The organism is Photobacterium minamisatsumaniensis, assembly GCF_050336695.1.
GTDB classification, from domain to species: Bacteria; Pseudomonadota; Gammaproteobacteria; order Enterobacterales; family Vibrionaceae; genus Photobacterium; species Photobacterium minamisatsumaniensis.
In genome coordinates, this window is sequence record NZ_JAKJSI010000010.1 from 232014 (window position 1) to 247438 (window position 15425).

Consider the following 15425-nt stretch of genomic DNA (forward strand, 5'->3'; position numbering starts at 1 on the left):
GATGGAGAGGCAGGTAAACCTGCCTCAGCCGTCTTATTTAACAATGCCTTCCAGCAGTGCACGGAAACGTGGCTGCAGGTGGTTTAGCATCATTTGAGTAACAGTTTCTTCAGACAACTCAATTTCAATATCTTTGTCTTTCAGGCGGAATACCAATGCATTGGTGTTATCAGCGTCAACGCTGAACGATACACCCTCACGAAGCATTTCAGCAGCTTGCGCTACAGCGAAATACATGAGGCTTCCTTCTGTCATCTCTTCTGGATTTGAACGTAATTCGTCAACCCCAACCACTTTTGATGGTAAAACGACATCAACAGCTTCTTCAGACTCAATGGCATTACGACCAGCAACTTCGATGATCATTTGCTTAAGTAGCGTTTCATCCGTGAGTTCTTTACCAACGGTTGCTTGAATTTGCTTGCTAAACTCATCTTGTAGGAACGTTTTAAGCTCTAGTACGGCATTACGTTTTGCCATATCAAATGCTTGTTGACCTGCAATCGTAATGAAGTCGGCTTCTTTACGAGCATTGCCAAGAATGCTACCCGCTTTATCACGCGCTTCAGCAACCAGTGTTGAGGCTTCTTCTCGTGCTTCAGCAATGATATGCTCTGCCGAGGTTTTACCCGCATCGACGCCTTGCTGGCGCAGTGTTTCCACCAGTTGCTGGATACCCGCAGATACTGGTGCGTTTTGATTTTCTACAGTCATGGTCTATTCCTTAAGCGCCGATGTTCGAGCCCATTACTAGCGCGAATACGAAGGCAAATACTGAGAAGCCTTCTACGATTGCAGCTGGTGCGATAGACAGACCGAATACTTCAGGCTTGTTCTTCGACGCATTGATTGCAGCTGATACCGCTTGACCCTGATATACCGCCGAGAAAAGTAGTGCTAGACCAGTCATAAGACCAATACCGAACAGGCCGCCAGCTGTTTCTGGGCTTACGCCAATAGCAGAAAGCGAGAACATGATTACGATACCGTAGATAACCTGAGATGAAGGCATCGCAGATAGGCCGATGTACTTACCGTAGCCTGATTCAACATCTAGCATTGCGCCACAAGCCGCTTGACCTGCAACTGAACAGCCGATAGCTGAGCCGATAGCACCAAGTGCAACTGGAGCGAATGCGCCTAACCAACCTAGTGCAATAACAAATTGTTCCATTTTTTAATCCTCTTTCTTTCGAAAAGCTTTGAACGGGTAACCTTCATCAGAGAGGCCCCAGTTTACAAATTCAATTACATTTAGACGCATGCCGTGAACCACGCCACTCATAATACAAAGTGCGAAGTTAAGAACATGGCCAAGCAGCAGTATCAGACCCCCGAAGAGCACCCCTGAAACGGGCTGGGCTTCAACAACTTGTCCTGCCAGTGAGTTAAATGTCATCGCCAGTGATGCACCTGACAGACCCAGTGCGAATAGACGCATATAGCTGAGGATGTCACCGAATGCACTCGTGATGTTGTAGATCGCTTTAGCACCATCGATTATGCGTAGCAGTAAGTCTTTTTTACTGTTAACTTCGCGCTCACTGCTGTACACGCAAACCATGCCTGCACCGCCGAGCATCAGTAAACCACCGAAGTACTTACCAAACCATGCCCATACTGTGCCTGTCATGCCATACCATACCAACATGCCGCCAAACATTAGCGCCGCCCAACCAAGTGGTGCTAGTGCGCGTTTATACGGGCGATTAATATAGGCGGTCATTACGTTAGCAATGACGAGATGCATAACACCGATGAAAACTGAAAGTTTCATCATGGCGGTATAGTTGTTCATATCGATGATGTTAAAGAAGCCCAAGAAGCTGCCGTCACTGGGGCTAACCCCAAAGTAACTGCCGGAAAGTGCGCCCCAAACGATACCTATACCTGACATGAATAGGCCGAGGTTCATTAAGCGGCTTCCCTCGTTCGACGTAGTTAACTTGTCTTTGAAGAACAAGATAATCAGGCCGAAAATGGCACTGTACATCACGTCATTCATGATCATTGCGAAGAACAATGCGAATGAATAGAACACCAAGTTACCTGGGTCCCACGCTCGGTAGTTCGGCGTTTGGAAGAAGCTCATTGCTTCTGAACCGCCACCTGTCAGATCGGAGTTCTCTAACAATGTTGGAGGCTCGTCTTCCGCTTTTGGTTCTTCAAACAGCACGGCGCTGCCGTAGACTTCAGCTAGCTCAATCACGGTTTCTTCTTGATCGGCTGGCATCCAACCTTGAACTAAGAAGAAGTCACCTTCATCTTGTACGCCAGAAGAGGCTAACAATAATTCAGCGTGATCTTGGCTCGCTGCGAGTGACTGGCTTAATGGATAGACCCAACGAGTCAACGCTTCCCGTTCAGCATGGAGATCTTCTAAATGCTGTTCTGAAATTTCAATTAATTCATGAACTTCAGATAAGCTATTATGACCAACGTGCGAGCGTTCAACGGGCATTGATGATTCATCAGGTTCGTTTTCAGATACGAGCACGATAAATGCACTTTTCTGATCTCGATGAATCTCTTGCCACGGTGTATTTACATCACGAAGTAGATCAATCTGCTTTAGTGGAATAACGTAGAACCAAAAACGTAACCCATTAATGCTGTCCAATTTAGGTAGCGTAAACTCTCCCCATGGACGCAATAGCTGCATACGTTCTTTGTACATGTCACGCTTGTCTTGCTGCTGGCGTATTGCCTGCTTGTTTTGCAAAATTTGCGCGACCAACTCATCGATATCGACCAACGTTTTATCGGTCACTGAACGACGGCGACGTTCTATGCGGCTGAGCCAAGCAAGTGCTTCACTCGCTTCTGTTGGCTGTTGCATCGCGAGGGCACGGTTTGCTTGTGCATTATCTTCACTAAGTGGGATTAAATGCATACAACCGAGTGCCTGCAAAGCCATGAGGGTTTCTTCACGACGAGACGCTTGGCCACCTAGGGTTAGACGTTTTAGACGTTTAATACTCATGCTTGGCCTCCCTGCGTTTTAGCTTGCTGCGCTAACACTTTTTGCTTTGATAGTTTCGCATTCATTACAGCAGCACGATCTTGATCTGATAAGTAGATCCCGATACGGCGAATATTCTCTTTTGTTTCTGGGATCAGAACTTTAGAGAATAAATTCACACGCTGGCTAGTAACGCGAGTTGCGTGACTGATCAATTCATAGCGTTTTTGAAAGACAGACAGTTCAACACGAAGACGAACCATTTCTTTCAATTGGCGAACAACACTATCAACCCAATGTGGGCGAGCTAAGAAGCTGTATGGTGTCAATTCAAGATCAATGTCTTTGATAATTGGCACACGACAACCAACGATATTTTGCGTATCAAGCGTCACGTTATTCACTTTAATTAAGTTGTTAACGCTAATCTCTTTACAAGCCAGCATCGGAATTGTTTCTTCAACAATTTTTCGGAGATCAGCAACACGTTGCTTCGCTTCGTTTAATGCTTTTTCGGCTTTTTTACGCTCAATCATTAGCTGTTGACGCTTCAGCTCTAACGCAGGTAGGTAGCGGTTATATGTTTTCAAGCTACGTTTTTGTTGGTTTAACGCGCTTTTATTTAGTGCTACCTTTGCCATGGCTTATGCCTCCGCTGCTTGTTCAGCAGACTGATTCGTTGGCCAGTATTTATCTAGCAAACTGTCTTTAATCAGCGTTTCTTCTGGGTCAAAGCAATCAGCAAGGATTTTCCAGCCAAAGTCGAGCGCATCTTCCAAAGACATATCAACGTCAAGTGACATGAAATTCTTCTTGAATAGATCACCATACTTAAGCGTTTTATGGTCATACTCAGAGAGTTCGAAAGCCATGGCTTCTTTTTGCTTTGCTTCTACTGCTTCAGAATACAAACGAATCAACGCATCCATCAGCGCACCATGGTCTTCGCGAGTTTTCTTACCCACAACCATCTGCTTAAGGCGAGAAAGAGAGCCGAATGGATCGATTACGCCATCATGAAGGTAGAATTGACCTTCAGTAATATATCCTGTGTTATCAGGTACTGGGTGAGTAACGTCGTTACCCGGCATAGTAGTAACAGCAAGCAGTGTTACAGAGCCAGCACCTTTGTAGTCACAGGCTTTCTCATAACGTTTTGCTAACTGAGAATAAAGGTCGCCCATGTAACCACGGTTAGATGGGATCTTATCCATTGAGACACCAATCTCTTTCATCGCATCCGCGTAAGAGGTCATGTCTGTTAGTAGAACAAGTACTTTTTTGCCTTCATCAACAGCAAAATGCTCTGCGACTGACAGGGCCATATCGGGAGCGAGTATCCGCTCTACCGTTGGATCTGAGGCTTGGTTAACAAACATGACGGTACGTGAAGATACGCCTGCTTCTTCGAATTGAGTTCTGAAAAAATGGTAATCATCGTAAATCAACCCCATGCCTGCGAATACCACAACATCAGCTTCCGCTTGAATTGCAATACGAGCCATGAATTTGTTATACGGTTCACCCGCGACAGAGAAAACAGGAATTTTTTGTGATTCAACGAGCGTGTTGAATACATCGATCATCGGAACATTTGTGCGAACCATACGTGATGCAAGCGTACGACGCACAGGGTTAACGGATGGGCCATCAATCTCAACTTTCGGATCGTGTTCTAGCTCTGGACCTTTGTCGATAGGTTGACCTGCACCATTAAAGATACGGCCTAACACGTTAGGTGAGTACGTCACCTGCATCGGTTGATCTAAGAAGCAAACAGCAGCGTTAGTCGAAAGACCTTTACAACCTGAAAATACCTGTAATGAAACTTCTTCATTATCAATTTTGATGATTTGAGCCAGTGAATGGTTCTCACCATTTTGCTCAATCATTGCGAGATCACCATATTTGGCTTTCGCATTACTTGAAGATAAGTTGGGTACTTCTACCCGGATTAAATCACCAACAATACTGAGTATATTGGTATAACGTAATAGACTCTGTGGCATTACAATACCTTGATAACTGCCCAAAAAAAGAGTTTTTTAATGAAACTGCTTAACGCAATTTTTCATTATTTCGCTCGCTATTAAACTGCTTACCTTTCCAAGGTGAGGTTTCAGTTCAAAGCACAGTTGCTAGACTATGCTTCTCTCATGCATTTGGTATCGGCGAGTTGTTTCAATTTGTGATGTTTTGTAATAAATGATTTCCGTCACATCGGTAAAATCGATACTATTCATCGGATTAAGTAGGGGTGTTAATTAAGGTAAGATTGGTGTGTCTTTTTGGCTTTATTGTTCAACCTACTGATTTTATTTGAATRAGTTGTTTTTTATGCTGATTTTTACTTGGTGCTGTTCTGTAAAATTATTTTGTTTTTGCGACTCGATTGGTATTTTTCAAAATTGAAAAGTAAGAAATCACTAATTTTTAGACTTTTAACATATGTAAAAAACGTAAATGACTTTTATGTTAATGGAATGTAGCGAGATGTGGTTTTTTACTGGTTTTWTGTCTTGTGACGATAATAGGCATAAAAAAAGCCAGTCGAGATGACTGGCTTTAGAAACGAGTTGCGAAGGTGTATTACATTACTCGCATACCAGGCTGTGCGCCTTCGTGTGGCTCTAGGATCCAAAGATCTTTACCACCAGGGCCAGCAGCTAGGATCATGCCTTCAGACATGCCAAACTTCATCTTACGTGGCTTAAGGTTTGCAACCATTACAGTGTGCTTGCCGATAAGCTCTTCAGGCGTATAAGCTGATTTGATACCAGAGAACACCTGACGCATTTCACCACCAATGTCCAACTGGAACTTAAGCAGTTTGTTAGCTTTTGGCACTTCTTCACAAGAAACAATCTTAGCGATACGCATATCGACTTTAGCAAAATCGTCGAATTCGATTTCGGCTTCAATTGGCTCATCGTCCAATGGGCCTTTTGCTGCTGCTTCAGCTTGCTCTTTTGCTGCCTGTTCTACCGCTGCATCTTCTTTAGACGTTTCTACCATTGCAGCAACGTGTTTAGGATCGATACGGTTAAACAATGCCTTGAACTTAGTCACTTCATGGCCAGTAAGCGGGTTAGCAATACCTTCCCACGTTAGAGTTTCGTTCAAGAAGCCTTCAGTACGCTCAGCCAGCTGGGGCATAACTGGTTTTAGGTAAGTCATTAGAACGCGGAACAGGTTGATACCGACAGAGCAGATCTCCTGCAGCTCCTGATCTTTACCTTCTTGCTTAGCCACAACCCAAGGTGCTTTCTCATCAACGTACTGGTTAGCTTTATCAGCTAGGGCAGTAATTTCACGGATAGCACGGCTGTATTCACGGTTTTCAAAAAGCTCAGCGATACGGTCGGCCGCACCAATGAATTCCGCGTAAAGCTCAGGTTCTGCAAAAGTATCAGCTAGCTTGCCGTCGAAACGCTTAGCAATGAAGCCCGCATTACGAGATGCTAAGTTAACAATTTTGTTCACAACGTCGCTGTTTACACGCTGTGTGAAATCTTCAAGGTTAAGGTCAAGATCATCGATACGGTTATTCAGCTTCGCTGCATAGTAGTAACGTAGGCATTCTGGATCTAGGTGCTGAAGGTAAGTGCCCGCTTTGATGAACGTACCCTTAGACTTAGACATCTTCGCGCCGTTTACTGTCACATAGCCGTGCACAAATACGTTGTTTGGCTTACGTAAACCAGCACCATCTAGCATTGCAGGCCAGAATAGGCTGTGGAAGTAGACGATATCTTTACCGATGAAGTGGTAAAGCTCTGTTGAGCTATCTTTGTTCCAGAATTCGTCGAAGTCTAGGTCATCACGCTTGTCACACAGGTTCTTGAATGAGCCCATGTAGCCGATTGGTGCATCAAGCCATACATAGAAGTATTTACCTGTTTCACCTGGGATCTCAAAGCCAAAATATGGCGCATCACGTGAGATATCCCACTGCTGTAGGCCAGACTCAAACCATTCCTGCATTTTATTTGCAGTTTCGTCTTGAAGTGCGCCTGATCGGGTCCATTCTTTAAGCATGTCTTCAAATTGAGGTAAATCAAAGAAGAAGTGCTCAGAATCTTTCATTACAGGCGTTGAACCTGAAACGGCAGACTTTGGATTGATCAACTCGGTTGGACTGTAGGTTTCACCACAGTTATCACAGTTGTCACCGTACTGGTCTTCAGATTTACACTTCGGACATGTCCCTTTTACAAAACGGTCTGGCAGGAACATTTCTTTCTCAGGGTCAAACAGCTGAGAAATGGTGCGGCTAGTAATAAAGCCTTTATCTTTTAGCTGAGTATATACGAACGACGCAAGCTCACGGTTCTCGTCTGAGTGTGTGCTGTGGTAGTTGTCAAAGCTGATATCGAAGCCAGCAAAGTCAGCCTGGTGCTCTTTGCTCACTTCGGCAATCATCTGCTCAGGATCCATACCCATCTGCTGGGCCTTAAGCATGATTGGAGTACCGTGTGCATCGTCTGCACAGATGAAATGAACTTCGTTGCCACGAAGGCGCTGATAGCGCACCCAAATATCCGCTTGTACATGCTCAAGCATGTGGCCCAAGTGGATAGAACCGTTAGCGTACGGCAGGGCGCAGGTCACCAGAATTTTTCTTGGATTTGCAGCCATAATGTCTTGTTTCGCTCATGATGGGTAATAAAAACGTAGCTGTAAATACTACCTGATGGATAACGTGTTGCCTAGGATGATCTGTTGATAATCCGCGTAAATAAGGGCGATAAATGGGCATTGGTGATAGGATGAAGATAAAGAACAAAAACTAAAGAGCAAAAAAGGGAGCGCTAAAAAACATGAGTAGTGATTCAATCATCCGATTTGAACGTGTGGCAGATATTACCCGTTGGCTAAATCAATTTGATCATCCATGGCTACATGCGGAATGGGCAGATACACCAAATGTTGTCTCGGTTGCCGCTGATGGCAAAATATCGATTACCTTACCGTTTGCTGCAACCTCTGTGATCGAGTTACTTGAACAGTGGATTGAGGCGGAGCAACAACATCATATTCCAACGAATGTGGCTTTTTCGATTACGACTCGTGTTGTCCCTTTAGCTTGTGGTGAAAAACCAGCGTTAAAAGGCGTTAAGAATATTATCGTAGTGAGCTCAGCAAAAGGCGGGGTGGGCAAGTCAACGACGTCTGTCAACCTTGCACTCGGGCTTCAAGCTCAGGGAGCGAAAGTGGGCCTGCTTGACGCTGACATTTATGGCCCTTCTGTACCTATGATGTTGGGAACGGTTGATGAAAAGCCACAATCACCCGATGGCAAAATGATGCTGCCGATTGAATCATGTGGTCTATTTACTAACTCTGTTGGTTATTTAGTACCGGCAGAGAGTGCAACAATCTGGCGTGGCCCGATGGCATCGAAAGCGCTGTCCCAAATCATTGATGAAACTTGGTGGCCTGATCTGGATTATTTAGTTATCGATATGCCGCCGGGCACGGGTGACATCCAGCTAACACTCGCACAGCAGATCCCAGTGACAGGCGCAGTGGTTGTAACAACACCTCAGGACTTAGCACTTGCAGATGCCATTAAAGGGGTCAGCATGTTTAATAAAGTAGACGTACCTGTCATCGGTATTGTTGAGAACATGAGCTATCACATTTGTAGTAACTGTGGTCACCATGAAGCAATATTTGGTACTGGCGGTGCAGAGCGAATGGCACAGGAGTATTCAGTTCCGTTACTTGCCCAGTTGCCTTTGCACATTAAGATCCGTGAAGACATTGATAACGGTAAGCCAACGGTTGCCGCTGATCCAGAATCTGAACATGCTCAAACATACATCAATTTAGCCGGTTCAGTGGCAAGTCGATTGTACTGGCAGGGAGCCCCCGTTGCCGAACAGATCACAATTCGTACAATGTAAACCATTGCTTATTAGCATACCGTTGACTTTATAGCCAAACGCCGTAGATGCCGCATTTTTTCTGGCATCTGTGGTAACAACTGCCTATAATCATGCGGTTTATTTATGCCAATTTTCCGATGTTGAATGACTATTTATTTCAGTCTTACGGCTATAATAAGTTATTTGATCGGTATTTTTCACCTCGCCACGTTGTTTACAGGTGCTTTCTGATATGTCTGAAAACTCACACCAATGCGTCATTATCGGTATTGCAGGTGCGTCTGCATCCGGTAAAAGCTTGATTGCCAGTACTGTTTATAAAGAGTTAAAAGAAAAAGTAGGCGATCATCAGATCGGTGTTATTACGGAAGATTGTTACTATAACGATCAAAGTCACCTGAGCATGGAAGAGCGGGTAAAAACAAACTATGACCACCCAAGTGCGTTGGATCATGATTTGTTATGTGACCATTTAGAGAAGCTTATTCGCGGAGAAGCAGTAGAAGTACCACAGTACAGCTACAGTGAGCATACGCGTATGGAAGCGACGACCACATTGACACCTAAGAAGGTGATTATTCTTGAAGGCATTTTGCTGCTGACTGATCCACGCTTGCGTGAAATTATGCATGCAAGTGTCTTTATGGATACGCCGCTCGATATCTGTCTACTACGTCGTTTGCAGCGTGATGTTGCTGAGCGTGGTCGTACAATGGAGTCGGTACTTGTACAGTATCAAAAAACAGTACGTCCAATGTTCATGCAGTTTATCGAACCATCGAAGCAGTACGCGGATATCATCGTCCCTCGCGGCGGTAAAAACCGTATTGCTATTGATGTGTTGAAAGCACACATTGGTAAATTACTGCGTGCATAATTAGCAAATTATTAATTTGTTATCAAATTTGAATAGGTGGCTTTTATAGCCGCCTATTTTTTTATCTGACATATGGTTGATATTTTTTATATGTAGGTTGGTAAGATGAACAAATACTTAAAATATATTGTCTTATTGCGATAACAACGTTTAATCTCGTTACAGGCATGGATGATTTGGGGATACAATGAAAAAGATAATGTTTGCCTTATTGGCAGTTTTGCTGGTGGTGGTCATCGGTATTGCGGCTTTACTTGCACTGGTCGATCCAAACCAGTTTAAGCCCATGATTGCAGAACAAGTGAAGAAGAATACCGGACGTGAATTGATTATTTCCGGCGATATTGGTTGGCGTTTCTTCCCGAGTATTGGCTTCGATATTGGTAAAACAGAATTTAGAAACCCTGAAGGTTTTGCAGAACCAAATTTAGTTCAGTTTGATAGTGCAGAACTCTCGGTGTCGGTGATACCTTTATTTTCACAGCAGCTGGAAATTGGCAACGTTAGCCTTCAAGGTGGCCATGTTTTCATTCAGACACTGGCTTCAGGTGTGACTAACTTGGATGGTATCGGGCAACCAAGTGAAGTAACTGAATTTTCTCCACAACCAGATACAACGACTTCTACACCGTCATCAACCTCAGATACTGAATCGGGTTCAAGCTGGGCTATTTCTTTAGAAAGTGTTGAGGTTGTTGGCGCCAGCGCGATTGTTCAAGACGATAAGCTAGGTACCAAATCAGAGCTTTCTCAGCTTAATTTTTCCTTAAGCCGTTTTGCTCCGGGAGAGTGGGCAACCGCGCAATTTGATATCGCAGGTGCCAGTGGCGAGCTTAACTTTGCGGCACAGGGCGAAACTGAATTAATGTTCGCTGAAACTTTAGATAGTGCTGAATTTAAAACCTTAGCATTGACCGCATCAGCGAAAGACACCGCTAATGATATTCAGTCGGTATCACTTAACGTAGACCAATTCAAACTGGGCAGCTGGTCAAACGTAACTTTTACCCTACAGGGTTCAGTACCCGATTTGGCGTTTAATACCAATGGTTCGGTTCGATTAAGCGTAGATGAAGCATTTGAGAATATTCAGTTAGAACAACTCGCGTTAACTTCTGACCTTAAAGGTGCATCATTGCCTCGTCCTGAGATGGCGATCAAGCTGGTGGCTGATGCTAGCTATAACGTACCGAAAGGCTTGGCTGCGTTCACTAATATGGAAACCAATGTTGATGAACTGGCATTGACAGGTAAAGGCTCATTTCAATCGGCAGATATCCCTGTTATTCGTTTTGACTTAGCTTCGGATGCCATTGATGTTGATCGTTTCTTAGGAACTGGTGCATCAACGACACAAGAAACACAAGTTTCAACGTCTGGTGATAGTACTAATACAGCGGGTGCTACAGCGTCAGAAGCTGATAAAAATCGCGAACCCGATCTCTCTGCTTTGAAAACCATCGACCTCGCAGGCACATTGGCGGTTGGACAGTTTAAAGCAGCAAATGCCAAATTAAGCGATGTGGCGATTAATATTGCCATTGCCGATGGTGTGCTGAACTTAAAGCAGTTAGATGCCAAACTTTATGACGGCACGATACAGACCAAAGCAACCATCGATGCTAACGGCAAGCTACCTCGCTATAGTGTTACCAAGTTGATCCGTGGTGTGCAGGTACAACCATTGCTCATTGACGTGGCAGAAAAAGATGTATTGGCCGGTAAGGGCGATATTACCGTGAAGTTAAGTGGTACGGGTTTAGCTGAAGCGCGAATGCGTGAGAATATTGCAGGCAGTATCGATATTCATTTTGCTGACGGTGCTGTTTACGGTGTTAATCTTCCTGAAATGATCCGTGAAGCACGAGCAACACTGAAAGGTCAAAAAACAGAGTACGTTAAGGAAGAGAAGAAAACAGACTTTTCGGCAATGAAGGCAACCTTCAATATTGGCAAAGGGGTAGCTTCTACCAATAACCTTGATATCGACTCACCATTGCTGCGTGTTGCAGGTAAGGGGAGTACCAATTTGGTGTCTGAAGCCATCGATTTCAATATCAGTGCCTCTGTTGTTGCAACGAGTAAAGGTCAAGGTGGTAAAGATATTGATGAAGTGACCGACTTAACTGTGCCTATTGATGTCGCTGGAAACTGGGAGCAGCCAACGTTTTCCCTTAACTTGGCGCAATTGCTGAAGCAGAATAATGAACTCGAGCAGAAAGCGCAGAAAGAAGTCGAGCGCGGTCTTGAAAAGCTTTTAGGTGATAAAGCGCAAAATGAAGACATTAAGAAGGCCGCCGATAAACTGCTAAAAGGGCTATTTAACTAACACTTTTAGAGCGTTTTGGGGTAGTTCAGAGCCAGCGAAATGCTGGCTCTTTCTTTATGGTTTTAAGCAGGCTGTTTTTTCTTTTTCAATGATTTTTGATTCTCAAGGCTATCTTGAAAAGCTTTTAGTAAATCGATAGCGGACAACATTCCAACCAGCTCACCAGCTTTATTCAATACTGGTGCTGCGCCTACATGGTTATCTAAAATAGTGCCAATGGCTTTGGTTAGGGTGTCGTAGGTGCGAACATGAATAATATCTTTGCACATGACATCACGAATATGCAGATCATCGGTTAAATCATACTCGTGGCCGATCTCTGGTGACTCATCGACCCATTGAGGTCGTCTTAGCTCTCTGTCACTTACAATCCCGACCAGTTCACCTTGCTCACTAATAACAGGCAGGTGCCGAATTGATTCGTCTTTCATCAAGAAAAAGGCTTCACGAAGTCCAGCATCCGGCTGGATTGTAATAAGCTTTTGCGTCATGTATTCAGATACTTTTGTTGGCATTGCATCTTCCCTATGTCTATTTGAATGGAGGTTGCTTGATTACCCTAGCTAAATATCATTGTTTTAACTGCGAGCAAGCCCTGATTTTTACTTTTACTGAGCATTGAATGTGAATTGCCTCACGCGTTTCACGTATCAATAAATGATGATTTTCTGTTAATGTGTGCCAATAAAGTCAAAGCTAGATTTATACGATCAAACGAATATAACGAGAAACGGTTTGATCAGTATCTAAAGGAGTGAAAGTGGATTCGGTAACACAAATGGCATTAGGTGCAGCGGTTGCTGGTCTGGTTGCAGGGAAGAAATGTTCCCCCAAAATATTATTAGCCGGGGCTGCGTTAGGTACGTTGCCAGATTTGGATGTATTGCTAAGCTATGGTGACCCTGTGTCAGATATGGTGAAGCATCGCGGCTTCAGTCATTCTTTATTCGTATTGTTGCCATTTTCATTGCTACTAAGTGGATTATGGCAAAAATGGTGTCCAACACGTTTTAGCTTTACACAGTTGTGGTTGTTGGTTGCGGCATGTTTAATTACTCACCCACTACTCGATGCTTTTACGGCGTATGGCACGCAATTGTTCTGGCCAATAAATACACCTATTGCCATCTCCAGTATTTTTATTATCGACCCATTGTATACCGTACCGTTGCTAATCGTATTGTTAGCAAGTTTACTCTGGCGCGATCGTATGGCTAAGTTGTGTGGCGCTGGATTAGTTGTTTCCTCACTCTATCTTGGCTGGTCAGTACTCGCCATGAATATGATTGAGCAGCGGGTAGAGCAACAATTAGCTGGTACACCATTAGCCAACCAGCCTGTATTCATTACCCCGACACCATTAAATACCGTGCTATGGCGTATCGTCGTAAAAGGGGATGAGAGCTACTTCGAAGGTTTATCCTCATTGCTTGATGACAGCACGAATATTGATTTTATTGAAAAGCCACTTGGTACTTGGCCTGACGGTATATCTTCAGAGCATCAACAAATGCTTGCGCACTTTACTGGTGGTTTCATTAAGTATGAGCAACACCAGTCAGAGCTGGTCGCGACTGATTTACGTCTGGGAATGGCTGACTATATGCCGTTTCAATTTGCTCTTGCTAATAATGATTTAGCAAAGGGATGGGAAGTGGTTTCACCGGTTCAAATCAACAGCCCGTCAGTTAGGCTAAAGCATATTCCGACATTGTGGCTAAGGGTGCTTGGTAATCAAGATATTGATGCGAATTTGTGTCATATATCAGAATGCCCAAGCATCGGTGAAACAGCACGTAACTGATCACAAATAAATTCAGCTCTATTTTTCTTAAAGGAAAAAGAGCTGAATTTTATTGAAAGGTTCTCTATGGGCATTCTTGTTGGCATTTTTTATATTTGAATGTGAAAAGTAGTTACTTATTGGTGAGACAGTACCGACATTTTTAGTTCTTTTTGGTATTTAGGCGGTGATGAAAAAAGCATAAATGCTTAAAAGTGTTATATTTATTATAGTGTTGGTCGGTAGGTAAGCTATTGAGGTATTAATGAAAAGAGTAGATTTTGATGCGCTCAGAGCAAGGATGCATGGAAAAGCGGTAGAGAAAGCGATGGACTTCTATAAGAAAAAGTTACGAAAAAAAGACCAGAAATAATGAATATTCGAATTCGAGAGGGGGCAAAAGAGTGCCCCCTTGTTCATTGTTGTTAATCTTCTGACTGGCACTTATGTGGTTCAGTCACTTTTTCATATGGCCAGTAATGGTGGCCAATACGAATCACTAACGTGGCAGCAGCCAGAATAAAGGCAGCCAATGATAACCACACTAAATAAACCCCATCCAACTGTTTCATCCCTAAAGTGATGTAGCGCGCAATTGCCATGATCGCAATGTAGATTGGGTAACGAACTGGAATTTTACCATTGGTAACAAACTGCTGAACCATGGCCAGCACTTCGAGGTAAATGAACATCAGCAGAATATCGGTAAGTTGGATCTGTCTGTTGACATAGATATTGACAAATTCATTGGTCATTGCCGCTATGGTCGCGAGTGTTATCGCAACCAGTAAAATGGCTTCTAGAATATGAAAGACTTTAAGAAAAGGGCGACTAAAGCCCTTCGGTAGTTGTGAAGGCATGATAAATCCTAATGACATTTTTTATTATGCTCACGTTGATTTAATTCACCGTGAGCTGTGTTCGTTGTCATTATATTTTAGATCAGCAAAAAAAGAATCTATTTGTTGCGAATCGCCTACCAGTCAACGCCTTTGCGGGCTTTTACACCGTTCTCGAAAGCATGTTTAACATTACGTACTTCAGAGACGGTATCGGCAAGCTCAGTTAAAGAACGATGCGCACCACGACCCGTCACGACGACGGACTGCATAGCAGGGCGCTGGCTAATCGCCTCTAAAATATCTTCAAGTGGTACATAGCCATACGTTATCATGTAAGTAAGCTCATCAAGTAACACTACGTCGTAGCTGTCATCAGCCAGCATCTCTTTACATTCAGCCCATGTTTGCTGTGCCGCTTCAGAATCGGCTTGTTTGTTTTGTGTTTCCCACGTAAACCCTGTGGCCATAACGGCAAATTTTACGCCATGTTGTTCTAGCAGTGAGCGCTCACCACAATCCCATGTCCCTTTAATAAACTGGCCAACGCCACACTTCTGCCCGTGGCCAACCGCTCTTGCGATAGTGCCAAACCCTGAGGTTGATTTACCTTTACCGTTTCCGGTAATCACGAGAAAGATCCCTTTCTCTTCTTGTGCTGCGTCAACACGAGCATCAACTTCACTTTTTACTTTTTGTTGTCGTGCTTTGTAACGATCGTCTTTCTGCGTTTGATCAACCATG

13 protein-coding genes are annotated in these 15425 nt (G+C 43.8%); 4 read left to right on the top strand and 9 right to left on the bottom strand.

Annotation, left to right across the window (positions count from 1 at the left end; translation table 11 throughout):
* Positions 1–33 precede the first annotated feature (33 nt).
* The 6 genes from L4D78_RS01420 to metG all read right to left on the bottom strand — a co-directional run bounded on the left by L4D78_RS01420 (position 34) and on the right by metG (position 7600).
* A complete protein-coding gene (locus L4D78_RS01420; RefSeq protein ID WP_428465282.1) occupies positions 34–714 on the bottom strand; it encodes a hypothetical protein in 681 nt (226 codons plus the stop codon).
* 10 nt (positions 715–724) lie between these two features.
* On the bottom strand, positions 725–1174 hold the full coding sequence (locus L4D78_RS01425) for an ATP synthase subunit C (protein ID WP_428455612.1): 450 nt from the start codon (positions 1172–1174) through the stop codon (positions 725–727).
* A 3-nt stretch (positions 1175–1177) separates the two neighbouring features.
* Positions 1178–2983: a V-type ATP synthase subunit I gene (locus L4D78_RS01430; RefSeq protein WP_428465283.1), complete on the bottom strand. Its 1806-nt coding sequence runs from the start codon at positions 2981–2983 to the stop codon at positions 1178–1180.
* Complete coding sequence (locus L4D78_RS01435; protein ID WP_428455610.1) at positions 2980–3603, bottom strand: V-type ATP synthase subunit D; 624 nt, start codon at positions 3601–3603, stop codon at positions 2980–2982. Before L4D78_RS01435 ends, L4D78_RS01430 begins: the two co-directional genes overlap by 4 nt.
* 3 nt (positions 3604–3606) lie before the next feature.
* Positions 3607–4971, bottom strand: coding sequence for a V-type ATP synthase subunit B (locus tag L4D78_RS01440; protein ID WP_428465284.1), 1365 nt, complete (start codon positions 4969–4971; stop codon positions 3607–3609).
* Between the two features lie 580 nt (positions 4972–5551).
* Positions 5552–7600, bottom strand: a complete 2049-nt coding sequence (gene metG / locus L4D78_RS01445) for a methionine--tRNA ligase (protein ID WP_428465285.1) — start codon at positions 7598–7600, stop codon at positions 5552–5554.
* A gap of 182 nt (positions 7601–7782) precedes the next feature.
* Between metG and apbC the strand changes: the two genes are divergently transcribed.
* The 3 genes from apbC to L4D78_RS01460 all read left to right on the top strand — a co-directional run bounded on the left by apbC (position 7783) and on the right by L4D78_RS01460 (position 12059).
* Positions 7783–8871 (top strand): iron-sulfur cluster carrier protein ApbC, encoded by a 1089-nt coding sequence (apbC, locus tag L4D78_RS01450; RefSeq protein WP_428465286.1) that lies wholly within the window; start codon positions 7783–7785, stop codon positions 8869–8871.
* A gap of 214 nt (positions 8872–9085) precedes the next feature.
* On the top strand, positions 9086–9730 hold the full coding sequence (gene udk, locus L4D78_RS01455) for a uridine kinase (RefSeq protein WP_428455606.1): 645 nt from the start codon (positions 9086–9088) through the stop codon (positions 9728–9730).
* 187 nt (positions 9731–9917) lie between these two features.
* Positions 9918–12059: an AsmA family protein gene (locus tag L4D78_RS01460; RefSeq protein WP_428465287.1), complete on the top strand. Its 2142-nt coding sequence runs from the start codon at positions 9918–9920 to the stop codon at positions 12057–12059.
* 62 nt (positions 12060–12121) lie between these two features.
* Here the strand turns inward: L4D78_RS01460 and L4D78_RS01465 are convergent, their stop codons facing one another.
* Complete coding sequence (locus tag L4D78_RS01465; protein ID WP_428465288.1) at positions 12122–12574, bottom strand: CBS domain-containing protein; 453 nt, start codon at positions 12572–12574, stop codon at positions 12122–12124.
* Between the two features lie 245 nt (positions 12575–12819).
* Between L4D78_RS01465 and L4D78_RS01470 the strand changes: the two genes are divergently transcribed.
* Positions 12820–13863: a metal-dependent hydrolase gene (locus L4D78_RS01470; protein ID WP_428465289.1), complete on the top strand. Its 1044-nt coding sequence runs from the start codon at positions 12820–12822 to the stop codon at positions 13861–13863.
* 404 nt (positions 13864–14267) lie between these two features.
* Here the strand turns inward: L4D78_RS01470 and L4D78_RS01475 are convergent, their stop codons facing one another.
* Positions 14268–14702, bottom strand: coding sequence for a phosphate-starvation-inducible protein PsiE (locus L4D78_RS01475; RefSeq protein ID WP_428465290.1), 435 nt, complete (start codon positions 14700–14702; stop codon positions 14268–14270).
* Positions 14703–14818: 116 nt separating this feature from the next.
* Complete coding sequence (cobO, locus tag L4D78_RS01480) at positions 14819–15424, bottom strand: cob(I)yrinic acid a,c-diamide adenosyltransferase (protein WP_428465291.1); 606 nt, start codon at positions 15422–15424, stop codon at positions 14819–14821.
* Between the last annotated feature and the right edge of the window lies 1 nt (position 15425).